Source organism: Cupriavidus sp. Met-2 (genome assembly GCF_049843575.1).
GTDB lineage: Bacteria > Pseudomonadota > Gammaproteobacteria > Burkholderiales > Burkholderiaceae > Cupriavidus > Cupriavidus metallidurans.
In genome coordinates this window covers 1-22,797 of record NZ_JBBHZL010000016.1, presented here as the reverse complement: position 1 = coordinate 22,797, position 22,797 = coordinate 1, and the positions used below count along the sequence as shown (strand labels likewise).

The following is a 22,797-nucleotide window of genomic DNA, read 5'->3' as shown; positions in this document are numbered from 1 at the left end:
ATGGACGCACCAACTGGCATCCTCGTTGAAATCAAGGGCAGTGGCTTGCTGGGCCGCGAGGAGGCCATCATGGTCGCTTTTGCAGAGCGTCAAGGTATCGCCGTGGCGCGTGCGTCGGAGAAGCAAGTCGAGCGGAAGAGGATTCGCCTTTCTCCAGGCGTAGTGGCGGTGGGCTCGGTTCCATTCGTGAGGCATGCACTGCGGCAACTCGGAAAGGACCTGCCGGCGCATACGCCGTATCCGGCAAGTCTCGGTCATCTACTATATCGGCAGGTGCGCAAGCTGCCTTCGCTTAACGAGGCGCTCGCCTTGCTGCGGGCAGGACATCGGTTGTTCATCAAGCCAGCCGATGGGTGGAAACGCTTCACCGGCTTCGTGGCCGAATTTGAGGATGACTATCGCTTCAATGGAGCATCGCGCTCGAAGCCCGTATGGGCCTGCGATCCAGTGCGCTTCATCAGTGAGTGGCGGGCATACGTGGCGGACGGGATTATCCTGGAAGTCCGTTTCGCAGACCACGGCGGGGATAGGGGCGAAGCTCCGGACCTGGCCGTGATTCGGCAGGCGGTTGCGCTACTTGCCGCGCATGCCGATACGCCAGCGGGCTATGTCATCGATTTCGGCGTACTGGAGTCTGGCAAGACAGCCTTGATCGAGATGAACGACGGATTTTCGTTCGGCGCCTACGATGGCGTAGCAGCGGAAACATACTGGAAGGTTACGGTCAGGCGTTGGCAAGAGCTGACGGCCTGATGCAACGGAAAAAAATCCATGAGCGATTTCAGCATCTTCAACGATCCGCCGACGCAGGCAGAGATTGACGGCGCCCTTCGCGCGGATAGCAGAGGTCTCACGACCGGCGAAAAGATCGCGCATGGCCCTGGCATTCTCGGTCTTGAGGTTCTTGTGGGCGCGGCCGTTGATGCGTACAACGGCGAATTAACGCCGAAAAGATCTCCGTGGGAGACCCAATCAGGGGCCATTGATTGGGACTGGTCGAAGTCGATCTTCACGCAGAACTACGCAGAGAAAGTGCGTTCGATGAGGCGCGAGCTGGTACGCGGTGAAGTCACGGCGATGACGCGCCAACTTCACATGGAGGAACAAGCCTTGTCGGCGGTGAAAGACGCCGGGAAGGTCGCCGGCAACATCGCTGGAGCGATTATTTCCAGCGTCGTCGGCAAGAGGTGAACGGCAAAAGCTCATCAGGTTTGGCTCCACCATGGCTGGGAGGAAGCCACCCCACTTGTTTCCGGAGGGCTGGCGGGACGGTTCGCCCGTACAATTGCAGTCGCGGTCGAAGTAGTTTGTGTGATGTTCAACAAAAAAGTGAAAAAAAGGGGTAATCAATGGCATCTTTCGTCGAAAACTCGCTGATTCCTGGCGAAAAAATCGAGGCGCAGGCGACGATCACCTGGCTGAGCCAGTTCTGGTATTTCGTGCTAGCAATCATTCTGGTCATGACGGTGATCTTCCCGATCATCTTCATCCTGCTGGCGGTCCTAAATGTGACAACGACAGAATTGGCTGTAACCAACAAGAAGGTTATCGGGAAGACTGGCTTCATTCGACGCGTTTCCATTGATCTGCCGCTTGAGAAGCTCGAATCGGTCAATATCAACCAAGGAATTGTTGGCCGCATTTTGGGTTACGGCCGAGTCTCGATCCGAGGCATTGGCGGCAACAATGTGAGCATTCCGTTCATCAAGAAACCAATGGATTTCCGGCGCGTCATCATGGGACTGATGGATCAGAAAACCGGCGCGGCTGCTTGACGGGCCAGAATCGACACAGGCCGCTATAAGCGGCCTTTTTTCAAGTGGACAGATGACAGAAACGAAACGTGGCCGGGGACGCCCTGCCACAGGTGAAGCGAAGACTCCCACGCAGCGCGTCAAAGACCTGGATGCCGCGCTGGTTGAATCAGGCGGGCGCATCCTGAACCGTGTGCGGCTGTCGCCTGAGGCAACGGCGGCACTGGCCAACCTGTCGCAGCACTACGACTCGGATCGGGCCGTCATCGAGGCCGCGTTGATCGAGCTAAATAATCGTTGCGCGCAACGGTAAATAGACCTACACTGGCTTCCGGCGCACGTATGCCGATAGTGCGTAAAGGATGTGGTCGCGCAAGGGAAGTCACCGCGCATGGCGGCGCCAGACCAAATTGACACAACGGGAACAGGCGCGAGTTGCGCCCCGAAGGTCGGCCGGTAGCTGACGCAGAGAAAGCAAAGCATGACAAAAAGCGAACTGATTGATGCAATCGCAGGCGGTGTAGATGGTCTGACGAAGGCCAAAGCGGAACAAGCACTGAACGTAACGCTGTCGGCCATCATGGACGCCGTGGCCAAGGGTGACACCCTGAACTTGATCGGCTTCGGCAGTTTCAGCAAGGGGGAACGCGCCGAGCGTATGGCGCGCAACCCTCAGACTGGAGAGGAAATCAAGATTGGCGCAGCCAAGACCGTGAAGTTCAAGGCGGGGCAGAGATTTAAGGACGCCGTCAACAACTAACCAGGCGAGCTGGCTCCTGATCCTTGCCGCTGCGTGGCGGCGGCAACAGTCAGGTACCTGGCGCACAACGCCCCGCGTGCCGGCCGGTAGCCGGAACCTAAAGGGAAATCGTCATATGCAAACGAAAGAAATTCTGCAAGAACTTATCGCGGTCGTTGAAGGCGGTGGCGACGCGGCTATGTTTCTCGGGCATGCATTCGTGAGCTTCTATCGTGGCGGGAAAAACAAGATCGACCTGCGCAGCGTTGACAAGTTGGATCAGAAGAATTTTCGGCTGTTCTCCGAAATGCTGACGCTTCGCCGCCGTCCTGGTTGGTCTGACGACGAACTGTTTCAGGCGGAACAGACCATCAAGCACATTTTTGGCAAAGCCGCCTGACGCCACGGAAAAGCAATGGCGAAACTCTCTCAAGCGGCCATTCAGTTGCTTCGCGATGCTGGTTGCACTGAGGTGGCCGACGACTACATTTTGCTCGGTGACACAGACCTGCGTGTGCTGCTGTCGCACCGCGCCGTCACCGATTTGAACCAGCAGGCTCGCGAGCTGGCTGACCCCAACAACTGAACGCAGAAGCCATGACCAAACATTTCGTGTGTGTGGGCATCGAGATCGAGACGCAGCGATGCATTGGTGTCGATTTTTGCCGCGATGAAGAACATCTGCGCTTCAAGGCCGATATGTATCGCCGGGACTTTGGTGATGGCTATCTCATCATCGAGCATCCGTCGCGTGGGGACGCAATTGCAACTACGGCGGTCGAAGTCATGGCTATGGCCTGCGAGCACAAAGCATTCGAAGCCAGCCGGGAAGCGCTGCAGCGGCTCGGTAGCTAAAGGAGAAAGCCATGTCGAGTCGCCAACCGTCGCACTGGGACGAACCGCTCTCGCCGCTGTGTGAACACGGTAAGGGCTATAGCTGCAAGCATTGCCGGGGAGTGTTTCCTTTCCCGACAGAACCGTTGCCTCACCAGACTGGCTATCGCTCCAGCGGGGGCGAGCACCAGGCGGATGATAGCGGTCGGCAGGGCGAGTGATAAGCGCGAAGGAAAAACTATGTCTGAGTATCACCAGTTTTTGATTGGCGGTGCTGTCGGCGTCGGCCTTTATCTCATGTGGCGTCTCATTGAGAAGGTGTCGGAAGTAGTAAATGAGTTGCGGGCGCTGCGTTCCCTTATTGATCGGACCTTTCATGGTGATGACGGCGGAAATTTCCCGAAGTACTCCTACAGGTGTCTGAGCGAAATCCTCGACGAATTGAAAGAGCTTCGTCGCAACCATCCATAGGAAAAGCTGGTGCAGGCCGGCACAGAGGAAAACGCTACCACATGTCACAGACTCCACTCGATCCACGGTTCGTACGGAAACTCTCGTTGCTGTGTTGTCACTGTGTTCGCAACATTGCTTATTATCGCGTTGGTTTCATCGCCGAAGATGGCACTGGCAGTCTGAAGCAGACATCGCAGTTCGGCGCAACGGTCAACGGCAACATGCTGGATATCGCTGTACTCGAATGGTGTAAGTTGTTCGCAGATGGCAAGGCGCGGCATCACTGGAAGCGCCTTGTGCGGAATGACGCAGATCAGCAGCAATTTCTTGCGGGCCTTTTGACGGCGACCGGAATCAATATTCAAGCTTGGAAGCGGTACCTGGATGAGATGCGCGTCTATCGTGACAAGTTCGTCGCACACCTCGATGATCAGAACGTAATGAAAATTCCGACGCTGGAAGTTGCTTTGAAATGTGTGCTCTTTCTTTACTCGCACGTGCGGGCAACGTCGCCAGCGGATATCTTCAAGACGCCACACTTAGCGCATCTACCAGACGATCTCGCAGCCTACTATGGCACTTGTTGTGCTGAAGGCCGTGCCGCCTATGCAGCAGCAGTGCCTGCCAACTGACGACGGAAAAGGGATGCGACATGCATAGGGGCGGGGCCTGTTACCCCGCTAAACAGAACTGCCAGGCAGCGCCTTCGACCGAGGGCAATATTAGGGGCATGCTCGACGATTCCATCCAACTCGTCGACGAATAACGATCGGAAAAGCAGATGAATGTGAAGGGCGCTATAGCAGGGGGCGCAGTCGTTCTTGTAGTTGCCCTAATCGGCCAGTTCATAGGCACGTTCGAGGGCAACGCTGACGGCGAACGCGCCAAGGTTCGGTTAGAAATCGTGTGGCCCTCGCTAATGTCGATGCCACAGGAGGATCGCGCACTACTGGTTGGCCTGGCTATGAGCTGTCACCTCGAACGGCGGCCGGCAGAAGCCGGCGAGATCGTGGATTGCTTGCGGCAGGCAGCGAATTCTCCGGATGCGATCCTTCCGAAGGGCGCTGATCGGGCAAGCGTTCCAGCGCGCCTCGACCGGTTGCTGGCGCAAACGAAAGCGTAGGATCTTATGTCCTTGATGCGACGGTTGGCAGTGACGCTTGCTTGTGTATCGGCTATCTCCGCCTGCAGCCAGAGGGCGCCGAGGGAGTTGGCTTGTGATGGTCAAGTCAATTTTGGTGGGGACGTCACTGCCGACAGATTTATCCTGAGAGTCGACGGTGATGCTATCGAGATCCGTGGTGAGCCAGGGACCGCCTACACATTCGACGGTGCGATGTACAAGGTCTGCTCTGAAAGCCCCGATGAGGTCGAGTTCGAGTACGTGGCCCAATGCGGAAGCGGCAATCCTACGCGTTCCGGTGAGCTGCAGAAGGTTGGCGGCGAACTGAAGCTCAGTAGGTACGACATGGGGAAACCGTTCACTGGCATGTACAAATGCAAGCGGGTCAACCGCGCTCTCGGTGAGTGAATGTCATACTAATTGTGTAGACCATTCTGGATGAGTGCGTCGCCTGTCTGTCGGGTTATGAATAAAGCTTATGTTAAATCGCAGTTGAGCGATGTTATTTTTAGCTCTAGCGCGTTCGCCGGAACGGGACAGCAGGAAGATTGAGAAAAGCACCTGGCGCACGTGCGCTCCGCACCGACCGGCAGTCGGATAGAAATGTCAAACAAAAAGGAATGTCGTTCAGATGGCCACCTATAAGCAATTGCTGGCGGAGAAAACGCGCCTTGAAGCCCAACTGGCTGAGGTCCGCGCGCAAGAGATTTCTAACGTAATCGCAAAGATCCAAGGACTGATGGCCGATTACGATTTGACCGTGGAAGACCTGATGCCGCGTAAGCGCCGAGGCCGGCCCGCGACTGGCGCGAAGAAGCCCGTCTCGGGTCTTCCGCCGAAATATCGCGATCCCAAGACAGGTAAAACATGGTCGGGTCGTGGCCGCGCACCAGGTTGGCTTGGCAAGAATCCGAGCCGGTTCCTGATTTCCACGGAGGCTTGATCGGTAAGGCTCCCGCGCAGGACGAATGCGATGAGTTCATGCCAACTGAGCAAGCTGAGTGCGCCGTGTGCTTCGTGCCCATGGCGGCGCGACTCAGTAGCCGGCGACATTGCTAATTTTGATCTCGCACTGGCCGAAAGTCTGGCTGCTACTTGTCCCGACCACCGAGGCATGGGGCCCGACTTCGGTGCGGGTGTTTTCGCCTGCCACCAATCCAAGGAAGGGGCGGAGTTCGCCTGCGCGGGTTGGCTTGCCAGAGTTGGGCACTGCCATCCGAGCGTGCGCTTGGCCGTAACGGTCGGGAGACTTGATCCAGCCATGCTTGCGCCTGGCGAGGGCTGGCCTGAGCTGCACGACGACTACGGTCAGGTTCTCGAAAAGCTTCGACTGCAAAGCACAGACAAATGCCAGACAGCATCATGACCCAATCCACTGACGCCTACTTTGCAGGACGGATTTTTGCCCGAGGTGAGCAGGATGGCTACCGCTTCTTTCTGTGGGGTGATGTGCCTGTTGGTCAGCGGAACGATGCCGGGATGTCATTCACGTCTCTGTACTCCGAGCCGGCCGACGGTGCGTTCCTGTGTCAACTCGACTCCGGCTGGCTCTTCGTGACCGGAACGAGGGAGAATTCATTGCGGCGCAACACCTTCCTGGACGATACGCCGGATGCGCCCGCCAATGCATTGGCGCTCCAGGGGCTCGGTTGCGAGGTTCTGACTCTTGACGAAGGCAACGCCCGCGTCCAAGCTGACGGCGTGCCCCTCTACTCGGTCACGGGGGAGGAAAAGCACCGAGCCACAGCATTGGCGAAGCACGCCAAGGGGTAGCGGAAAAACGCTGACGAAGCGAACCAGGGCGCCCTCGCGCTGGTCCAGCGGATCGGAAAACAGGATGAGGAAAATTGAGCGACTGACAGTCCGAGCCAACTATACGGTGACGAAGGATGGCAAGGAAACGACCGGCCAAGTCGAGTTCATAGCGCGCGTGGCGGATTCATCCAAGGGATATGGCCTCGAACAGCGCGCCCGCAACGCTGTCTCTCGGCGCGTGGGTGTTCCCGCGTCAAGCGTCCGCATCATCGGCGTGATCAGCTTCTAATTTCACGCATCGACACAGCATGCAATCAAAAGCGACAAAGCAACAGAGAAGCCATGCCAGAATTGACCGTTGCTGACGCATTACGACTGGCGATTAACCTGCTGCGAGATGCAGCGGAATCAGGGAAGATGCCCTCCGGAATTCCGCTGGATGAAGCAGGTATCTCGCTGCATTCCGCTGCAGCGGAGACGCTGCAGGATTCGCTCGACAGCATAGTCGAGCACGGCTCGGAGTAGAGAAATGGGACAAGCGAAACAACGTGGGACGAAGGAACAGCGCATCGCGCAAGCTCAGGCGAAGCGCGCTGCGCTGCGCCCAGAGAACTTGGTATGTGGTGCATGTCAAACTGCAGTCTCGGAGTTCGAAGAGATGGACACGCGAGGCGTGAGCGGCATCGACGCAGCCTTTACTGGCCAATGTCCAGCTTGCGGAGAGACCGTCATTGCGCTTAAGGGCGACCCAGAAGCCGTCGCTGATTTCGCGCAAGCGTGGGAAGACTCGATGGGTGTAGAAGCAAAGATCGGGACTCAGTCGATGGATGGTCGTTCCATTGAAGTCGAGTAGCGATTTGCAGCGATGTCATCCAGCGCGCTACCACTGAATGTCAGATGCCCGCGTTGCGGTGCAGATGTAGGGTGGCCGTGCAAAACGCCGTCTGGGGCGCAAAGTCTCGCGCACAGGGCGCGTTGGATTGCCGTCGGGATAGTGTCGCCGACCGACTGGGATTTGCTTCGGGATGCTGAGGGGGCGGCTTCAGAATTCGGAAAATATTGCCCTCTAAGACCTCGCTCGCGAGTTAGCGCTCGGCTAGACGCCGCAAGGGGCGGAACTTTCCAGCTTCCGGTTTATGGCTCATGCGCCACACGTAGTCGCCGGTCAGGTTGATGTGCTCCCACCCCAAGGGCGACAAATAGGGATACAGCGTCGGATCGACCGGCATGCCGCGGCTCTCCATTGCCTGCACAGCGCGCTCAAGATAGACGGTGTCCCAGAGAACGATCGCCGCGGTCACCAGGTTTAGTCCGCTGGCGCGGTACCGTTGCTGCTCGAAGCTGCGATCGCGGATTTCGCCGAGACGGTAAAAGAAGATGGATCGCGCAAGCGCATTGCGGGCTTCCCCCTTGTTCAAACCAGCATGAGTGCGGCGGCGCAATTCCAGATCCTGAAGCCAGTCGAGGGTGAACAACGTCCGCTCGATGCGTCCCAGCTCACGAAGGGCAACGGCCAAGCCGTTCTGCCGCGGATAGCTGCCAAGCTTGCGTAGCATCAGTGAGGCTGTGACTGTGCCCTGCCGGATAGACGTGGCGAGGCGGAGAATCTCGTCCCAGTGAGACCGGATCAGGTTTTCCCGATAAGTGCCGCCAATCATCGGCGCCACGGCCGGATAGTCATCTGGACTACCAGGGATATATAGCTTTGTTTCCGCGAGATCGCGAATACGCGGCGCGAATCGGAACCCGAGCAGGTGCATCAGGGCAAAGACGTGATCGGTGAAACCGTTGGTATCCGTGTAATGCTCCTTGATTCGCAGATCTGACTCGTGATGAAGCAGGCCGTCAAGTACGTAGGTGGAATCACGAACGCCGACGTTCACCAGCTTGGTGTGATATGGCCCATACTGGTCCGAGATATGGGTGTAGATCATCCGGCCGGGCTCCGAGCCATACTTCGGGTTGACGTGGCCGGTGCTCTCGGCCCGCCCGCCGGCCTTGAAACGCTGGCCGTCTGAGGACGAGGTCGTGCCATCACCCCAATGCGCGGCAAATGAATGCGCCGACTGCGCGTTGATCAGCTCTGCCAAGCTTTGCGAATATGTGTCGTCCCGGATATGCCAGGCTTGCAGCCACGCCAGCTTGGCATACGTGGTACCGGGACAGGATTCTGCCATCTTGGTCAGTCCGAGATTGATGGCATCGGCAAGAATCGTCGTCAACAGCAACGTTTTATCGGAGGCTGGCTCGTCGGTTTTCAGGTGCGTGAAATGGTGAGTGAATCCTGTCCATGCATCCACCTCCATCAGGAGTTCGGTAATCTTGACGCGTGGCAGCATGAGGGACGTCTGGTCGATCAATGTCTGTGCCTCCATCGGGACAGAGGCGTCAAGCGGCGAGATCTTCAAGCCTGACTCAGTGATGATCGCATCCGGCAGCTTTTTTGCGGCGGCAAGCCGGTTAACGGTGGCCAGCTTCATTTCCAGTAGCCGGCGCCGCTCTTCCAGGAAACGGTCGCAATCGGTAATTACCGGCAGTGGCAGCAAGCGATTCTCCCTAAGCGCACCGAACTTTTCGGTCGGCAGCAGATATTCCTCGAAGTCCTTGAATTGCCGCGATCCTTCAACCCAGATATCACCGGAGCGCAGGCTGTTCCTCAGTTCGGACAGTGCGCACATTTCATAGAACCGTCGGTCGATGCCGTTCTTGGTCTGTACCAGAGGCTCCCAACGTTTCTTGATAAAGGAGGTCGGTGCGTCGGCCGGGACCTTACGGGCGTCGTTGGCGTTCATTGTCCGGATCGTTTCGATTGCCGCCAGTAAGTCCTTGGCTGCCGGCGCTGCACGCATTTTCAATATGTCGAGGAACTCCGGTACATAGCGACGCAGCGTGGAGAAGTAGTCGCCAACCAGATGCAGGAAGTCGAAGGTTTCTGGCTGCGCAAGCTGTTCGGCCTCCGAGACGCTCTTCGTGAAAACGTGCCAAGGCATCACAGCTTCGATCGCCTCGAATGGGTCGCCGCCGTTTTCTTTGGCCTTCAGGATGGCGCGGCCGATCTTCGAGTACTGGTGGATCTTGTCGTTGAGCGCCTTGCCTGACAGGTGAAACTGCTCGCGATGCTTCTTCTTTGCCAGATTGAACAGCCGTCCGAGGATACGGTCATGGAGGTCGACGATTTCGTCGGTCACCGTTGCACGAGCCTCAACGACGATCGCGGTCAGCGTTGCGTGACGGCGTTGTTGCTCGAATTTCGCAAGGTCATAGGGTGTCATCTGGGCGCCCTCGCGGGCAATCTTGAGCAGCCGGTTCTGGTGAACCAGTCGTTCGATTCCATCTGGCAGGTTGATCGCTCGTAGCATCTTCAAGCGATTGATGTGCTGCAACATCTGGCGGGAACTGGCCTTGCCCGGAGGTAAGCGCAGCCAGGCAAGCCAGGTTAGGCGCCCATCGGGCCGGCGATGCAGAAGTTGATCCAGTTGATGTCGGTGGTGATCTGTGAGCGGGTCGGTCAAGACCTGGTATATGCGACGAGTTGCTCGCGTCACGGCTTCCGCACAGATGCGCTCCATTACGTTGACGCCGGGGAGCAGCAACGCCTGCTGCCTCAGGGAATCGATCAGTGCTGTGGCCAAGATGATTCCCTTGTCGGTCTGCTGCGCTAGCTCGACGAGTGCCTGCACTGCTGCGCGATAGTCGGCCATTGTGAAAGCACGCATCTGGAGCACGGCTTGCAGTTCTGCCTGATGCTCTCTACGGGTCTTATCGCGCCTTCCGTAGTCTTCCCAATGCGATGGCGCGATGCGTAGCTGGCGAGCTACCATCTCGAGCAATGCTTGGGGTGGTTCCTCGCCGGCGGGCAGCATGATGCCGGGATAGCGCATGTAGCAGAGTTGCACGGCGAACCCGAGCCGGTTTTCAGCTCCGCGACGCTGCCGGATTAGTGCAAGGTCCGTTTCATTGAACGTGTAGTGGCGAATGAGCTCGTCCTCACTGTCCGGGAAAGAAAGCAGACTTTCTCGCTCGGTGTTGGAGAGTACGGTACGACGTGGCATGCCATTCCTTGAAAAATCGGATTCCAGCGGGGGCGCTACGCCGATTTCCGGGGGTAAGGTTTGTGAAAATTCTGCAGTCTATATCGTTGTGCTGAGATAATTGGTATTATCGCGGCACGTGTTTTTATTAATGTAAGTGGAGCCGATGAAATCGCGCCAGACCCGACGCACCGCTTCCGCGCCTGCTGAGCCCAGCCTCCCGGATGCGGATGCGCTGGCTGCATTGCGCGGCTGGTATGCGGGGATCAGTTCCCGTGCGGCGGTAGCACACTACCTTTCTGGCCGCAAAGCATCGGGCCAGTCCGCACGCGGCATGCTGGGGGACATTCGTCGACAACTCGTCGCGTTCGCGGAAAGCCGCCACCGGCCGGATCTGGCCGCACTGTTCGAGCACACCCCCGCAGAACGGCAGGGGCGCGCCGGCGCGGTCGAACGTGCGATCAAGCTGCTGCCCTCGCTGCCGGTACCCCAGCCCGAGATCAGCGACACCATCGATCCATGGCTCGCGCCACGCACCGTCAAGGCGCTGCAGGCCCATGGCATCCGCACGCTGTCGGACCTGACCGTGCGTATCCCACGCCGGCGCGGCTGGTGGAAGGTGATCGAGGGGCTCGGCATCACCGGCGCCCGGCAGGTCGAAGCGTTCTTTGCCGCTCATCCGCAGCTTACTGAGCGCGCCCGGGCTCTGATAGCGGTCGCCCATCCCCGCGGCATCGTGCCGTGGGAGCAGTTGCGTGTGCCGCGCGAAGTTGATGGGTCGCAGGGCAGCTTCCGCGCACCGCGCGAGGCCTGCACGCTGAACGCCACGAACGATTACGAGGCGGTACGAGCCTGGCTTTCGCTCCACGAAACAGCCGCCACGCAGCGCGCGTATCGCAAGGAAGCCGAGCGGCTGATCCTTTGGGCAATTGTCGAGCGGGGTCGGGCGCTCTCGTCGCTGACGACCGATGATGCCATCGCGTACCGGGCTTTCGTCCGGCGCCCAACGCCGCGCGAGCGCTGGGTTGGGCCGCCGCGGCCGCGTGACTCGGTGGAGTGGCGCCCCTTCTCTGGTGGCCTGTCGGCACGCTCGGCCGCCTATGCGCTCACGGTGTTGTCGGCCCTGTTTCGGTGGCTCATCGAGCAGCGCTACGTGCTGGCCAACCCGTTTGCCGGCATCAAGGTTCGCGGCCATGCCTCGCGACCGGCGCTGGATACGGCTCGAGGCTTTACCGAAGGGGAATGGCTACTGCTGCGGGCCATCGCGGACGGTCTGGAGCGGTCCTACGGCTGGTCCGAGCCGGCGGCGCAGCGCCTACGTTTTCTGCTCGACTTTGGGTACGCGACGGGTCTGCGCGCCAGCGAACTGGTCGGCGCTGCACTTGGCAACGTGCACCTCGACGGGCACGGCGACCGCTGGCTGCATCTTGTCGGAAAAGGGAGCAAGCCCGGGAAGGTAGCCTTGCCGCCCCTCGCATATACGGCGCTAGACCAGTACCTGGCACAGCGGCAGTTGCCGATCAGCCGGGAGAGATGGAATCCGAAGACTCCCCTAGTGGCGAGCCTGGGCGAGGATGGCGCCGTTGGTATAACCGGCGCTCATCTTTGGCGCTTGCTAAGGCGCTTCTTTGCGCAGGCCGCCGACGCGATCGACGCCGATCACCCAGTGGCTGCGGAGAAACTGCGCCGTGCAACGCCCCACTGGATGCGACACAGTCACGCCAGCCACGCGCTGGCTCGCGGGGCTGAACTCACCGCCGTGCGCGACAACCTGCGCCACGCGTCGATCGCCACCACGTCCATGTACCTGCACGGCGACGAACTTGAGCGTGCCAAACAGATGCGGCAGGCATTCGGCGCACGCAAATAGGCGTTCATAGCTGAGAGATTGTCGGGTATCCGCAATTTGCGGGTTGATGCCCTAACTGAATGCTGCAGTGCAAGGATCGAGCAGATCGAAAGCTCGAACTTGCAGGAAAGTCGGCTGTCCCAGAACGACCCTTCTCGGTCGCTCACGATTTGTTGTGGCCGGACGAGAGCGATCTCGGCGTGGAGTTGCCAAGCATGGTCCGCTAGTCGCACTCCGCCTCGGTGACTTGCTCCGCCGAGACGACTCCTTCACGTCACTATGAACAAAGCCCCCAAAACGACTGGGGGCTTTGTCAACAATCCTAGCGCTCCTTGATGGAGCGTTTTATTTCCCCCAATCCGTGCGAGCGTCCCGGCCTTCGGACACCGGCCTGCCCTACGAAGAAAAAAAGCGAGGGGGGCGGAGTCGCGGCGACGTATAGGTACTGAAGCTTGTGCTTCAACTTCGTCGCCCCGGTAAGGCTCATTCTGCCGGAGCGTTCCGTCCATTGGCTTTGCTTCAGCCAGCACTCTCCTTCGTCCTCGAAAATGTCGCGTACTCAATATTTCAAGCCTGCCTCGCTGTTCCTTGCGGTCGTGTCCCTGTGTGCCGTATCCGCGCACGCGGCTTCCGTCGAACCCGGTAACCGCTCCTTTGCGGGCTACAAGCTGGAGCGGGCCGCCGCGCTACCCAGCACGGATACCGGCTGGGACTACAGCTCCCTGGACGAAAAACGCGGGAACATGTTCATCGGCCATCGTAAGGATGGCATTCAGGTGTTCGATGTCCGTCGTGGGGTTCCGGTCAAGACGCTGAAGGAATCCACTGGCGCAAATGCAACCTCGGTCGCACCGGAGTTCGATATCGGCATCGCAGGTACGACCGACGGCGATGTCGTGGTGTTTCAGCTTTCCACCCTTCAGACGCTGAAGCGTTACAAGAGCACCACAGAGGGGTTCGACGGCGCCAGTTACGAACCATTCAGCAAACGTTTCATGATGATTGGCACCCCTGCCAAGGGTAGCCAGGTCACACCGGTGATGTTCTTCGATGCAAAGACAGGCGAGCCAGCAGGCAGCATCGATGTCCAGAGCGAAAAGATCGACCCTGCCCGGTCGGACGCCGCAGGCCACATCTTCCTTCCATTGCGCGACAAGTCAGCAGTAGCTCGTATCGATGTGCGCAACATGAAAGTCGATGCGACCTGGCCGATGCGCGAATGCCTGACGCCTTCTTCCCTGGCGGTTGATCCCGCAAATCAGCGTGTCTTCGTTGCATGCCGGGGCACGGACGCCGTTGCGCCGGCCATGGCGGTGCTCGACAGCAACACGGGGGCGCAGATTGCGAAGCTGCCGATCGGCCGTGGTACCGACGACATGTTCTTTGATGGGCCCCGGAAGACCATCGTAGTCGTCAATGGCGATTCGTCCATGACAGTGATTTCACAGCGTTCCGCTGACGACTATGCGCTCGCCCTCAGTGTCAGCACGCGCCCAACTGCGCGCAGCGGTGCTTACGACTATGCCAGCGGGCGCATTCACCTGTCTTCGGCAGAAACCGTGACCCGGTTCGACAATGCCGGCAAGCCCAAGACCACATTCCTTCCGAACACCTTTCGTGTGCTGACCTATGGCCGTGCCACGCTGAATGCAGGTGGCGCCAGCGAATAGTGCCGTCGAGCTGCAAAAGTCTGGCGGGCCGTCGCATTGGTTGATGCGTCCGCCAGGCCGAGGCGCGCTTATTGGTGGGGAGTGGAGCGGGGCGGTGCTGGTGGCGGTGGAGCATGCCCCGCCTGGCAAGCGGGCGTTCTATGGGAGTTGGCCGCAATGCGGCATTCCTGCGGGACTGGTGCTGTCGACGGCCGCCTTCTATCTGGTCCAGAAGCTGCCGACGAAAGACATGTTGAGCTGGGGCTGGCGTGTGCCATTTGTCGGAAGTGCGGCTTTGGTGCTGATCGGCCTGTACATCCGGCTCAAGATCGAGGAGACGCCAGCCTTTTCGGCAGTGAAGGAGCACAAGCAGAAAGCTCGCTTTCCGGCGGCGGAATTCGTAAGGTCATCATGGCGGTCGCTGTTGGTGGCCATCTTCGCGATGGCATCGCCGAACATCCTTTTCTATATCGCCACGGTCTTCATCCTGCGCTACAGTCCCGAGACCCCGGGTGTGCCGCGCGACGTGGTCTTGGGTAGGCACTGACCTGGTGACAGTGGTGGTATGGCCCCCAGATCGCAGTGCGGCCGATTCAGATAGAGTCAAACGCAGTTACCCATTTGTAATCCGTTAGCAAGGCTGTAGAACGCGGGCAATTTGTACACTCGTTCTCATTGATCAACGAGTTTTCAAGAGGGGTGACTATGAAAGCGAAGCGACAAGCCTTGTTGTTTGCGGCGATTCTGTTTGGTGGAGTGTCGATGTCGTATGCGATGGAAACGGCTGGGTCGAAGCCCGATGCTTCGGCTTCGGCCGGGAAAGCGCTGGCGAAGCGTCAAGCCGCTTTATATGGCGATCCGATTGGTCAAGCCCAGGCGAGCCGAATTGTGGACCTCAAGCCAGGCACGCGGTATGTCAACGTGAGTTCTGGAGAGACGGTTGCGTTTCGATCGGATGAGAAGATCTCTGCGTGGGCCTTTGCACAGATGGTGAGGGATACGAGCGTGGACCTCAACTTGCTGTTGCCAGATTTGCCTCGTAGCGCTGACGTGCGCATCTACATTGAGAGAAGCGACCTGGTCACGGGGGGCTGACCTCCTTGAGTTGCAAGCCTCCGAGCATCCTATCTCTCGGCGCATAGCCTGCCGAGCTCTGATAGCATGGTCGCATGACCGTCCGGCATCCGTCGCCATCGCCGGATCGGAGTAGTTGTGTAATTCCCTGCGACCTTGAGCACCAGCGTTCAGAGAGGCAGATGAATGGCCGCCACATCGCAATCGATCGAGCAAACACCCGCCGGGCAACGTGAGCCCGGTGTCCTTGACCTGATGACTCGCGAACGTTGGATCGAGGTTGGGCGAATCGCACTGACGGGACTCATTGCGTTTCTCTACTGGCAGCAGCTCGTGCCGATCGAGGTTCTCTGGGCGGCGGTCGCCATCGGTCTTTATCCCTTGGTGAAGACGGGTCTGAAGGACCTTTTCACCGAACGCAAGATCGGGACCGAGATATTCGTCACGATCGCGACCATCGTTGCCGTGTTTGGCGGCGAGACCATAGCTGGCGCCGTGCTCATGGTCATCATCCTGATCGCCGAGTTCATCGCCGAGTTGAATACGGATCGCGCGCGCGCGTCCATCAAATCGCTGATTGGATCGGTGCCCCAGGTGGCACTGGTTCGTGATGCCGGGGGTGAACGCACGGTGCCGATTGCGCAGGTTACGGCAGGGCAGGTCGTTCTCGTGCGCACCGGCGAGAAGATTCCTGTGGATGGGGTGGTGGTTGGTGGCGCCGGGGCGGTGAACCAGGCGCCCATCACCGGTGAAAGCGTTCCGCAGGACAAGGCAGAAGGATCGCAGGTATTCGCCGGTACCATCGTCGAGTCGGGCGCGATTGACGTGCGAACCGACAAGGTCGGTGGCGACACGATTTTCTCCCGCATCATTGCGCTGGTAGAGGATGCAGAATCCGAGCGGGCTCCTGTGCAGAAGCTTGCCGATCGGGTGGCGAGTTGGCTCATCCCGGTGGTGCTGGTATTTCTGGTGGGCGTCTTCCTGGTGACACGCGACGTGTCGAAGATCGTCACGCTGCTGATCTTCACCTCGCCCGCCGAACTCGGCCTGGCCACGCCGCTGGTCATGATCGCCGCCATTGCGCGGGCCGCCCGCACCGGCATTCTGATCAAGGGCGGCCTCTACCTCGAATTGCTGGCCAAGGCCGATGCCATGGTCTTCGACAAGACTGGTACGTTGACGGCGAACAAGCCGAAAGTCGTACGTGTGGAAGTACTGGAGCCAGGCCTTTCCGACACGGATTTTCTGAGACTGGCCGCCGCTGCGGATCGCAGGTCAGCTCATCCGCTGGCCAAGGCTGTGGTGGACGAGGCGGCCGCGCGCGACATGCAGGTGCCTGAACCGGACAACTTCGAGCAGATCCAGGCGCGCGGCGTGAAGGCGAGCGTGGAGGGGCGTGTGGTGCTGGTGGGCAATCCCGCATTGCTGCGGGAAGCCGGTGTCACACTGGATCGTAGCGTCGAAGATCCAGGCAGTACGCCCGTGCATGTCGCCGTGGATGGCCGCTTCGCCGGCGTCATCTTCATTGCCGACACCCTGCGGCCGGGTGCCGCCGAGGCGATCGCAGCGTTGCGTGAAAGCGGCGTCAAGCGGATCGTCATGCTGACCGGCGACAATGCGGCGACGGCCCAGGCGATCGCATCCCAGCTTGGCGTGGACGAGGTCAAGGCGGATTTGATGCCCCAAGACAAGGTGGCCGCCATTGCCCAGTTGCAAGCGAAGGGGCTGAAAGTGGCGATGGTTGGTGATGGCGTCAACGATGCGCCAGCGCTGGCGCGCGCCGAAGTTGGCATCGCCATGGGCGGGGGCGGTACGCAGGCAGCGCTCGAGGCTGCCGATATTGCGCTGATGACCGACGACCTGAACAAGATTGTCGCGGCCCGCAATATTGCACGTCGCAGCTATCGAACCATCCAGGAAAACCTTTGGGTAGGTGTAGGCGTGGTCCACGTTCTCGGGATCACCGCTGCACTGATGGGCTGGATCGGACCGATCCAGGCCGCATTCATCCATCTGGGGCCGGACGTCATGGTGTTCCTGAATTCGGTCAAGCTGCTACGCGTGCGTATTCCTCATGCCTGAATTCCAATGCAGGGTGCCAGCCCGAACCCAAAGGTGAGGGCGATCCGGAAGTTCGGGCTGGCAGGAATTCAAGTCTTTGCTTCCGTCGTATGGAGTGGCATAAACGTCTCCGTGGGAATGACGGCGATGATGCCGGCCTTATCCTTCGCTTCTATGGTTACGTCGGAGATTGCGGTTTGAATCGCCGGTACGCCGCTTTCTTCCACAAAGATCTCGACCTTTGAATAGAAGCCGGTTATGTCACTGACAAAGTAACTGTTGAATGGGCCGTGGCCTTTTACCTTGGTGATGGTGAGCCCAGGGGCATGTGTGGATGCAAGGGCTCGTTCGAGCTCCTTCAGCAGGTGAGAAGGAATGACGGCGATTACCAGTTTGATAGTCATGATCTCATACCATGAGGAGTTGCCAGATCGACGGGTGGTCCGTAGACGTCCCCGGCACTTTCTCGTAAGCGCACACCCACCGCGACGAGCCTTCATCCTGTATACGGCGGCGGGACCTACGACCCCTCGCCGACCAAGAAAACTAATCAGGTTGGCACACCGATTGTGACTTCAACACGGTGCGGAGCGGCGACCAATGCGGCTTCCCCGCACTCTAGAGATGGGGGAAGATGTCCAACACCAGGGCGTTAGGAAACCCGCTTCGTCTCTACTGTGGTGGCGAGCATGGCCTCGAAAGTCTTTAACAGCTTCCGCATGTGCGCCTTCTTGTAGGGAAAAATTTCCGCCGGATCGGCGTCATGGACCACTAGTGCCGTATCGGCCTCGAAAACCAGTAGTTCGCCCGTGGGTGTTTCGGCACAATCCAACACCACGTAGTCCAGTCCAAGTGCCGTGTAAGCGCCTTGCAGCGCGGCCGCATGGCGCCGCGCGCAGCCGTGATCGAAGCTCTCCATCAGCCACGACTCTTCCTGCCGCTTCGTCATGGATTCAGCCATGCCGGCATTCACATATTGCACCATCGAGTGGTTGGAGATCGCCACATGGCACAGGTACGGCACGCCTTGAATGAGGACGACGCGGTACTTCCGGAACCGCCCATCCGCACTGCGGTAGTCAACATACAGAGAAACGTGGAACGCATCGCCAGTCGTGCGAAGAAGGTAAGCACCGAGCGCCGCGCGATCATCGACTCGCTCTAGTCCGTGGCCAGCGTGCGAATCGCGGGGACGGATGATGAGCGGAAACCTGCCATGCTCCACGAGCCTGTCGACGAAAAATTCGCCAGTGACGAGGCCTTCCAGTTCCAGGCGGGTGGTGCCACGGATTGGTGGCATCGTCAGTCCCGCGATGCCTGTCAACAATTCCGGCACGTTGTCGGGCGAGAGGCGGCGTATATTTTCCGGCTGGTTCAGCACGGGCCGGGGCCATACCTGCGCGTGATGCGAGCATTGCTGAAGGATGTTCTGGTTGTGGCTCGACGCTCGAATGGCCACGAACAGGACATCGTGATCGGGTATCGTGTCCGGTAGCGTCCCATCGTCGTTCACGTACAGGACGTCGAGTTGCACGTTCGCGTAGGCGAGCAGGCAGTCAAGGGGGATGTTGTCCGTCAGTACGCCTGGCATCATCAGTGCCAGCACGCGCAATGACGGGCCATCCGACGTCCAGGAAGACAGCGCGGTATAGCAGCGCTGCAGTTTCAACGCTTCTGCTTGCATATGTCTGGCCGTTGCGTCATCGCCAATGACCTGAAGAACCAATGAGAGGTCCATCATTAATTTGGCGTCCCTCGGCTCCGCCTGCAAACGCTCCCGCAGAGATTGCGCTAGAGGTCGAAGGTCCTGGTTGGCCAACGTGCGACGGAGCACGCTATGCACGCTGATCAGCGTGCGGCGTGGCTCCAGCAGATTTTGGGAAGGGAAAGCATGCATGGAAGGCCCCACGATTGCAGTTCGTCAAGGGTACCCACGTCTCGTATCGACAGTGGACGCGACAATTTAAGACGCCAGCACACGCCGCGGCATGGAAGGCGTTCATCCTCGTAGGGAGCAATCTTGCGGACATACAGCGTGCAGGATGGCCGGCGCAATCTGCTGGCCGCGCTCACCCAACGCCTCGAACTGACTGACTAGCGCGAGGTTTTGCCGCAGATGCGCCTCGGTGAACATCGACGTCACGACCGTGCCGGTGCGTCCGGCATGGCTTAACGCAAAAAATACCGCGAGGGTGTTGTCATCGACGGGCGTCAGGCCCAGCGTCCGTAGCACGTGATAGATCGGGGGGCGCTTGACCGCGCCTTGCAGGGCACCGCCGCCACCGCCGAACGGACGCGCCAGGAACACCGGGCGGCCTGCGGGGTCGGGTGCCTTGCATAGCGCGTCGAGCACGTTCAGGTTGCCTTCGTAGAGCAGTGCCTGGGCATGCGCCGCAGCGGGACTCGACAACACGGGGGGATGGTCCGTGGCAATGCCCCAGCGGTCGATCTTGCCCGCGCGGCGCGCGTCTTCCAGAAATCCCAGCAGTTCGTCGCTCAGGTCTGCCTCGGCCGGGTCGTGAATCATGTAGTGGTCCACGCGCTCCACGCACAGGTCGCGCAACGATGTGTCGAGACAGGCGCGGGCATAGGCCGGGGAATAGTCGCGATGGGCCAGCATCTTGCGCGCCGCGGCCCGCGCCAGGCTGCGGCCGCCGGGCAGGTGCGACAACACGGCACGTGCGGCGGATTTCGCAAGGCCCAGCTTCGAAGCATTGCGCGGCGGCACGATGCCGAACTTCGTCGTTACGCTCACCGCATCGCGTTTGCCGCGCAGAAAACTGCCCAGCAGCATCTCCGCTTCCCCGAAGCCGTAGGACCGCGCCACATCGAAATGGGTGATGCCGTTGTCGTAGGCCACTTCAAGTGCCCGCAGTGCCTGCGCACGGCCCACCCGGCCGAGCATGGCGCCGCATCCGAATCCGAGTATGCTCATGCACGGCTCCTAAGTAAGCGATAGCCAAATGAGGGGGCTTCTGACAATCAAGTCGCAATCGGCGGGTCCGGAACCATCCAAGCAAACAAGTGTGTCTGCAGTGTCGCGGCGGGCGACGCAGTGGTGTGTGCCATGGGCTCACCGGTTTCGCCAGCGGTTTAGTGCGGCAGCTGTCTCTGTGTGGCTTGCTTTGCCGTTGTGACTGGTGAGCGGCGCGCACGCGAATCCGTTTGAGGCCAATGTACGAAGCGGGCCGCCGCCCATCCGTATGCTCGCCCACATGATTGATGACCGTGTGATTACAGTTCGGTCATAAAGATGCTAGATAGGCTGCCTGCATCGAATGGACTCCCAAATTGCCGCAGGTGTTTTTTTGCAGCGAGCAGTTCAATAGCGCCACGCTTCCCTTTTAGCCTGGGGGGTGTTGGCGTACCGGTGTCGACATCCCGACCGAGCAAGTCGCCATGTCGCCGCCCTCGGTTTAGCCAGATGGGCACTGGATCTGCCGTCATCGTCCGCACGCGAAGCTGTCAAGAGGCAAGCGAGCTTTTCGACTTCAGTCAGCCGTCTCAGCGGTGACCTACACTCGAATTACATCGGTGTTCTGCTTGAGCGCGAGATGAAACCTTGGACGAAGCTATTGCTGGTTGCCCAGTGCGTAGTCATTCTTGGCATCAATTTGGCTGCGCACGCCACGGAGTTCGATTTTCGGCCCCAGGATATGCCTGACCATGGCCGCAGGACGTTGCTTGCTCTGGCCGCGAATCCCCGCCACCACGCGGCGACCCATAAGAAAGAAGATACCCAGAAGAGGTCCAGCTGTTCATCTCGCGAGATCGACAGGTCGCACGCGCCGTACCCCGATCAATCGCCACATGCGGAGTGCCGGCCGGGATACGCATGTGCCAAGTTGCATAGCGGCGGCTGACCTGGCTAGCGGAGCGAAGCAGCGGCACGCGGTGGTGCGATGGTGCAGATCGGCCGGGCGCCTGGTTTTCTTCGGTCATGTCACACGCCATGAAGTCGCATGTGGCCAGCAGCGAAGGTGGCAGAAAGTGTGAGACGGGCACGAATCGCCGAGTTCCTGTGCGGGACGTAGGGAGCCCGTTTCGGTTAGTGGGCTGTGACCGACCCATCTCAGCCGCTCGAAGACCGACCCATCTCAGCCGCTCGAAGACTGACCCAGAAGGGCCGCTATGGTCGCGAATACGGACGGGTCACCTAGATCCGACGGTGAGTCGGACGTTAAATCGATTGCCCCACCGGGATTCGAGCGTGCTCATCTTGGTCGTTGTAGCGATGAATCTCGACCGTCATGTGTACGATTTCTTCATGGATGCTGAGCGCGCGCTTGATTGTTGCGGCCGACAACGTCTCATCGTTTGTCACTAGACTGATGGCACAGGAGAACTTCTCCTTGCCCACGCGCCAGACATGGAGATCGGCAAGTTGTGTGGTGTGGCCTCCAGTGCCCAACGTCGCTACGACTTCGCGGATCTCTTCGACTACGTGGTGATCCATCTCCCGATCCAGCAGGACGACGCCAGTCTGCCGAAGCAAGCCGAATGCCCAGGTGCCGACGAGCGCAGCGCCCACTAGGCCCATGACGGGATCGAGCCAGCCCCAGCCGAGCAGCCAACCGCCAGCAAGCGCGAGAATTGCCAACACCGAGGTTGCCGCATCCGCGAGGACATGCACGTAGGCCGAGCGCAGGTTCAGGTCGTGATGCTTGTGATCGCGCTCATGCGCATGCGCGCCGTGGTGGTGGCCGTGGTCGTGTCCATGACCATGATCGTGTGCACCGCCCAGGATGAGTGCGCAAGCGAGGTTCACCACGAGGCCAATTATCGTGACGGCCATGGCTTCCTTGTAGTGAATGGCTTGCGGAGTAATCATGCGCTCGACAGATCCAACCACCATGAGTGCGGCGATGCCGAGCAGGAAAACAGCGCTCGCGAAGCCGGCGAGCACCTCGATTTTCCAGGTTCCGAAGGCAAAGCGTGTGTCGTTCGCATAACGGCGCGCAGCAGCATATGCGAAGGCACTAAGCCCGATAGCCAGCGCATGAGAACTCATGTGCCAGCCATCGGCCAGCAGCGCCATGGAGTTGTACCACAGGCCCGCTGCGATTTCCACGAACATCATGGTGGCGGTAATCAGCATGACGAGTCGGGTCCCCCGTTCCGCCGCCTGGTTGCCGGTATCGAATATGTGGGAGTGGGTCCACTGGGATAGATCTTGAGTTTGCATGGTAGTGACCGGAAAAGGTGTACTTGTCTCGACGGCGTCTAGGGCTACTTGAAGTAGCTGCGAACAACCGCGATGAGCACCTCGCGCGCATCGCCTTCACTGTCGCTCCGGCTAGCCTCCGCATCGACCAGGTGGCAGCGAATATGCTCTTCCAGCACGACACTCAGGAGTCCGTTCATGGCGCCGCGGCAGCTTGTGATTTGCTGCAGGACGTCCATGCAACCCTTTTCCTCCTCAAGGGCGCGTTCGATGGCATCAATTTGCCCGCGAATACGGCGGACTCGGTTGAT

General features: G+C 59.5%; 29 protein-coding genes. 23 read left to right on the top strand and 6 right to left on the bottom strand.

Annotation, left to right across the window (positions count from 1 at the left end):
• From WD006_RS26340 to WD006_RS26255, 18 genes are all read left to right on the top strand, one after another.
• On the top strand, positions 1-753 hold the full coding sequence (locus tag WD006_RS26340) for an ATP-grasp domain-containing protein (protein WP_024570549.1): 753 nt from the start codon (positions 1-3) through the stop codon (positions 751-753).
• Positions 754-771: 18 nt separating this feature from the next.
• On the top strand, positions 772-1,191 hold the full coding sequence (locus WD006_RS26335; RefSeq protein WP_024570550.1) for a hypothetical protein: 420 nt from the start codon (positions 772-774) through the stop codon (positions 1,189-1,191).
• Between the two features lie 158 nt (positions 1,192-1,349).
• Positions 1,350-1,775, top strand: coding sequence for a PH domain-containing protein (locus tag WD006_RS26330; protein WP_024570551.1), 426 nt, complete (start codon positions 1,350-1,352; stop codon positions 1,773-1,775).
• Between the two features lie 52 nt (positions 1,776-1,827).
• Positions 1,828-2,067 (top strand): hypothetical protein, encoded by a 240-nt coding sequence (locus WD006_RS26325; protein WP_024570552.1) that lies wholly within the window; start codon positions 1,828-1,830, stop codon positions 2,065-2,067.
• Positions 2,068-2,235: 168 nt separating this feature from the next.
• The gene (locus WD006_RS26320) at positions 2,236-2,514 is read left to right on the top strand and encodes an HU family DNA-binding protein (protein WP_024570553.1); all 279 of its coding nucleotides are present in this window, start codon (positions 2,236-2,238) and stop codon (positions 2,512-2,514) included.
• A 115-nt stretch (positions 2,515-2,629) separates the two neighbouring features.
• On the top strand, positions 2,630-2,893 hold the full coding sequence (locus WD006_RS26315) for a hypothetical protein (RefSeq protein WP_024570554.1): 264 nt from the start codon (positions 2,630-2,632) through the stop codon (positions 2,891-2,893).
• A 15-nt stretch (positions 2,894-2,908) separates the two neighbouring features.
• On the top strand, positions 2,909-3,079 hold the full coding sequence (locus WD006_RS26310; RefSeq protein WP_155714392.1) for a hypothetical protein: 171 nt from the start codon (positions 2,909-2,911) through the stop codon (positions 3,077-3,079).
• Between the two features lie 11 nt (positions 3,080-3,090).
• On the top strand, positions 3,091-3,348 hold the full coding sequence (locus tag WD006_RS26305; RefSeq protein ID WP_024570555.1) for a hypothetical protein: 258 nt from the start codon (positions 3,091-3,093) through the stop codon (positions 3,346-3,348).
• Between the two features lie 11 nt (positions 3,349-3,359).
• Positions 3,360-3,548: a hypothetical protein gene (locus WD006_RS26300; RefSeq protein ID WP_152536360.1), complete on the top strand. Its 189-nt coding sequence runs from the start codon at positions 3,360-3,362 to the stop codon at positions 3,546-3,548.
• 19 nt (positions 3,549-3,567) lie between these two features.
• On the top strand, positions 3,568-3,798 hold the full coding sequence (locus WD006_RS26295) for a hypothetical protein (RefSeq protein ID WP_024570556.1): 231 nt from the start codon (positions 3,568-3,570) through the stop codon (positions 3,796-3,798).
• Positions 3,799-3,839: 41 nt separating this feature from the next.
• Positions 3,840-4,412 (top strand): hypothetical protein, encoded by a 573-nt coding sequence (locus tag WD006_RS26290; protein ID WP_152536361.1) that lies wholly within the window; start codon positions 3,840-3,842, stop codon positions 4,410-4,412.
• A gap of 1,122 nt (positions 4,413-5,534) precedes the next feature.
• Positions 5,535-5,846 carry an H-NS histone family protein gene (locus WD006_RS26285; protein ID WP_024570560.1) on the top strand — a complete coding sequence of 104 codons (312 nt, stop codon included), beginning with the start codon at positions 5,535-5,537 and terminating at the stop codon, positions 5,844-5,846.
• A gap of 30 nt (positions 5,847-5,876) precedes the next feature.
• Complete coding sequence (locus WD006_RS26280; protein WP_412093862.1) at positions 5,877-6,269, top strand: DUF6283 family protein; 393 nt, start codon at positions 5,877-5,879, stop codon at positions 6,267-6,269.
• Positions 6,251-6,676: a hypothetical protein gene (locus tag WD006_RS26275; RefSeq protein WP_024570562.1), complete on the top strand. Its 426-nt coding sequence runs from the start codon at positions 6,251-6,253 to the stop codon at positions 6,674-6,676. Before WD006_RS26280 ends, WD006_RS26275 begins: the two co-directional genes overlap by 19 nt.
• A 64-nt stretch (positions 6,677-6,740) precedes the next feature.
• Positions 6,741-6,947: a hypothetical protein gene (locus WD006_RS26270; RefSeq protein ID WP_024570563.1), complete on the top strand. Its 207-nt coding sequence runs from the start codon at positions 6,741-6,743 to the stop codon at positions 6,945-6,947.
• A gap of 53 nt (positions 6,948-7,000) precedes the next feature.
• On the top strand, positions 7,001-7,183 hold the full coding sequence (locus WD006_RS26265; RefSeq protein WP_080672895.1) for a hypothetical protein: 183 nt from the start codon (positions 7,001-7,003) through the stop codon (positions 7,181-7,183).
• Between the two features lie 4 nt (positions 7,184-7,187).
• Positions 7,188-7,511: a hypothetical protein gene (locus WD006_RS26260; RefSeq protein WP_029700466.1), complete on the top strand. Its 324-nt coding sequence runs from the start codon at positions 7,188-7,190 to the stop codon at positions 7,509-7,511.
• 12 nt (positions 7,512-7,523) lie between these two features.
• Positions 7,524-7,832: a zinc finger domain-containing protein gene (locus WD006_RS26255; protein ID WP_425648323.1), complete on the top strand. Its 309-nt coding sequence runs from the start codon at positions 7,524-7,526 to the stop codon at positions 7,830-7,832.
• Here WD006_RS26255 and WD006_RS26250 read toward each other — a convergent pair.
• Positions 7,744-10,710, bottom strand: a complete 2,967-nt coding sequence (locus tag WD006_RS26250; protein ID WP_024570564.1) for a Tn3 family transposase — start codon at positions 10,708-10,710, stop codon at positions 7,744-7,746. The two genes, WD006_RS26255 and WD006_RS26250, sit on opposite strands and share 89 nt — an antisense overlap.
• Positions 10,711-10,855: 145 nt before the next feature.
• On the opposite strand from WD006_RS26250, the gene WD006_RS26245 reads away from it, so the two are divergent.
• The 5 genes from WD006_RS26245 to WD006_RS26225 all read left to right on the top strand — a co-directional run bounded on the left by WD006_RS26245 (position 10,856) and on the right by WD006_RS26225 (position 17,343).
• Entirely contained in the window at positions 10,856-12,559 is a 1,704-nt protein-coding gene (locus WD006_RS26245) for a site-specific integrase (protein WP_024570565.1), read from the top strand.
• Positions 12,560-12,990: 431 nt separating this feature from the next.
• Positions 12,991-14,208 (top strand): YncE family protein, encoded by a 1,218-nt coding sequence (locus tag WD006_RS26240; protein WP_152536362.1) that lies wholly within the window; start codon positions 12,991-12,993, stop codon positions 14,206-14,208.
• A gap of 43 nt (positions 14,209-14,251) precedes the next feature.
• Entirely contained in the window at positions 14,252-14,734 is a 483-nt protein-coding gene (locus tag WD006_RS26235) for an MFS transporter (RefSeq protein ID WP_200876159.1), read from the top strand.
• A 158-nt stretch (positions 14,735-14,892) separates the two neighbouring features.
• Positions 14,893-15,282 carry a CzcE family metal-binding protein gene (locus WD006_RS26230; RefSeq protein WP_024570568.1) on the top strand — a complete coding sequence of 130 codons (390 nt, stop codon included), beginning with the start codon at positions 14,893-14,895 and terminating at the stop codon, positions 15,280-15,282.
• Between the two features lie 165 nt (positions 15,283-15,447).
• Positions 15,448-17,343: a heavy metal translocating P-type ATPase gene (locus WD006_RS26225; protein WP_024570569.1), complete on the top strand. Its 1,896-nt coding sequence runs from the start codon at positions 15,448-15,450 to the stop codon at positions 17,341-17,343.
• Positions 17,344-17,411: 68 nt separating this feature from the next.
• Here the strand turns inward: WD006_RS26225 and WD006_RS26220 are convergent, their stop codons facing one another.
• From WD006_RS26220 to WD006_RS26200, 5 genes are all read right to left on the bottom strand, one after another.
• Complete coding sequence (locus WD006_RS26220; RefSeq protein ID WP_024570570.1) at positions 17,412-17,726, bottom strand: P-II family nitrogen regulator; 315 nt, start codon at positions 17,724-17,726, stop codon at positions 17,412-17,414.
• 248 nt (positions 17,727-17,974) lie between these two features.
• Positions 17,975-19,219 (bottom strand): ATP-grasp domain-containing protein, encoded by a 1,245-nt coding sequence (locus tag WD006_RS26215; RefSeq protein WP_024570571.1) that lies wholly within the window; start codon positions 19,217-19,219, stop codon positions 17,975-17,977.
• Between the two features lie 102 nt (positions 19,220-19,321).
• On the bottom strand, positions 19,322-20,257 hold the full coding sequence (locus tag WD006_RS26210) for an aldo/keto reductase (protein WP_024570572.1): 936 nt from the start codon (positions 20,255-20,257) through the stop codon (positions 19,322-19,324).
• Positions 20,258-21,502: 1,245 nt separating this feature from the next.
• Positions 21,503-22,507: a CDF family Co(II)/Ni(II) efflux transporter DmeF gene (gene dmeF, locus WD006_RS26205; protein ID WP_024570573.1), complete on the bottom strand. Its 1,005-nt coding sequence runs from the start codon at positions 22,505-22,507 to the stop codon at positions 21,503-21,505.
• 44 nt (positions 22,508-22,551) lie between these two features.
• A partial coding sequence (locus tag WD006_RS26200) for a metal/formaldehyde-sensitive transcriptional repressor (protein WP_425648321.1) occupies positions 22,552-22,797 on the bottom strand: 246 nt, incomplete at its 5' end.

Excerpts from the sequence above, each read along its gene's own strand:
- WD006_RS26340 (WP_024570549.1), top strand. The coding sequence starts at position 1 with ATGGACGCACCAACTGGCATCCTCGTTGAAATCAAGGGCAGTGGCTTG.
- WD006_RS26335 (WP_024570550.1), top strand. The coding sequence starts at position 772 with ATGAGCGATTTCAGCATCTTCAACGATCCGCCGACGCAGGCAGAGATT.
- WD006_RS26330 (WP_024570551.1), top strand. The coding sequence starts at position 1,350 with ATGGCATCTTTCGTCGAAAACTCGCTGATTCCTGGCGAAAAAATCGAG.
- WD006_RS26325 (WP_024570552.1), top strand. The coding sequence starts at position 1,828 with ATGACAGAAACGAAACGTGGCCGGGGACGCCCTGCCACAGGTGAAGCG.
- WD006_RS26320 (WP_024570553.1), top strand. The coding sequence starts at position 2,236 with ATGACAAAAAGCGAACTGATTGATGCAATCGCAGGCGGTGTAGATGGT.
- WD006_RS26315 (WP_024570554.1), top strand. The coding sequence starts at position 2,630 with ATGCAAACGAAAGAAATTCTGCAAGAACTTATCGCGGTCGTTGAAGGC.
- WD006_RS26310 (WP_155714392.1), top strand. The coding sequence starts at position 2,909 with ATGGCGAAACTCTCTCAAGCGGCCATTCAGTTGCTTCGCGATGCTGGT.
- WD006_RS26305 (WP_024570555.1), top strand. The coding sequence starts at position 3,091 with ATGACCAAACATTTCGTGTGTGTGGGCATCGAGATCGAGACGCAGCGA.
- WD006_RS26300 (WP_152536360.1), top strand. The coding sequence starts at position 3,360 with ATGTCGAGTCGCCAACCGTCGCACTGGGACGAACCGCTCTCGCCGCTG.
- WD006_RS26295 (WP_024570556.1), top strand. The coding sequence starts at position 3,568 with ATGTCTGAGTATCACCAGTTTTTGATTGGCGGTGCTGTCGGCGTCGGC.
- WD006_RS26290 (WP_152536361.1), top strand. The coding sequence starts at position 3,840 with ATGTCACAGACTCCACTCGATCCACGGTTCGTACGGAAACTCTCGTTG.
- WD006_RS26285 (WP_024570560.1), top strand. The coding sequence starts at position 5,535 with ATGGCCACCTATAAGCAATTGCTGGCGGAGAAAACGCGCCTTGAAGCC.
- WD006_RS26280 (WP_412093862.1), top strand. The coding sequence starts at position 5,877 with ATGAGTTCATGCCAACTGAGCAAGCTGAGTGCGCCGTGTGCTTCGTGC.
- WD006_RS26275 (WP_024570562.1), top strand. The coding sequence starts at position 6,251 with ATGCCAGACAGCATCATGACCCAATCCACTGACGCCTACTTTGCAGGA.
- WD006_RS26270 (WP_024570563.1), top strand. The coding sequence starts at position 6,741 with ATGAGGAAAATTGAGCGACTGACAGTCCGAGCCAACTATACGGTGACG.
- WD006_RS26265 (WP_080672895.1), top strand. The coding sequence starts at position 7,001 with ATGCCAGAATTGACCGTTGCTGACGCATTACGACTGGCGATTAACCTG.
- WD006_RS26260 (WP_029700466.1), top strand. The coding sequence starts at position 7,188 with ATGGGACAAGCGAAACAACGTGGGACGAAGGAACAGCGCATCGCGCAA.
- WD006_RS26255 (WP_425648323.1), top strand. The coding sequence starts at position 7,524 with ATGTCATCCAGCGCGCTACCACTGAATGTCAGATGCCCGCGTTGCGGT.
- WD006_RS26250 (WP_024570564.1), bottom strand. The coding sequence starts at position 10,710 with ATGCCACGTCGTACCGTACTCTCCAACACCGAGCGAGAAAGTCTGCTT.
- WD006_RS26245 (WP_024570565.1), top strand. The coding sequence starts at position 10,856 with ATGAAATCGCGCCAGACCCGACGCACCGCTTCCGCGCCTGCTGAGCCC.
- WD006_RS26235 (WP_200876159.1), top strand. The coding sequence starts at position 14,252 with ATGCGTCCGCCAGGCCGAGGCGCGCTTATTGGTGGGGAGTGGAGCGGG.
- WD006_RS26230 (WP_024570568.1), top strand. The coding sequence starts at position 14,893 with ATGAAAGCGAAGCGACAAGCCTTGTTGTTTGCGGCGATTCTGTTTGGT.
- WD006_RS26225 (WP_024570569.1), top strand. The coding sequence starts at position 15,448 with ATGGCCGCCACATCGCAATCGATCGAGCAAACACCCGCCGGGCAACGT.
- WD006_RS26220 (WP_024570570.1), bottom strand. The coding sequence starts at position 17,726 with ATGACTATCAAACTGGTAATCGCCGTCATTCCTTCTCACCTGCTGAAG.
- WD006_RS26215 (WP_024570571.1), bottom strand. The coding sequence starts at position 19,219 with ATGCATGCTTTCCCTTCCCAAAATCTGCTGGAGCCACGCCGCACGCTG.
- WD006_RS26210 (WP_024570572.1), bottom strand. The coding sequence starts at position 20,257 with ATGAGCATACTCGGATTCGGATGCGGCGCCATGCTCGGCCGGGTGGGC.
- dmeF (WP_024570573.1), bottom strand. The coding sequence starts at position 22,507 with ATGCAAACTCAAGATCTATCCCAGTGGACCCACTCCCACATATTCGAT.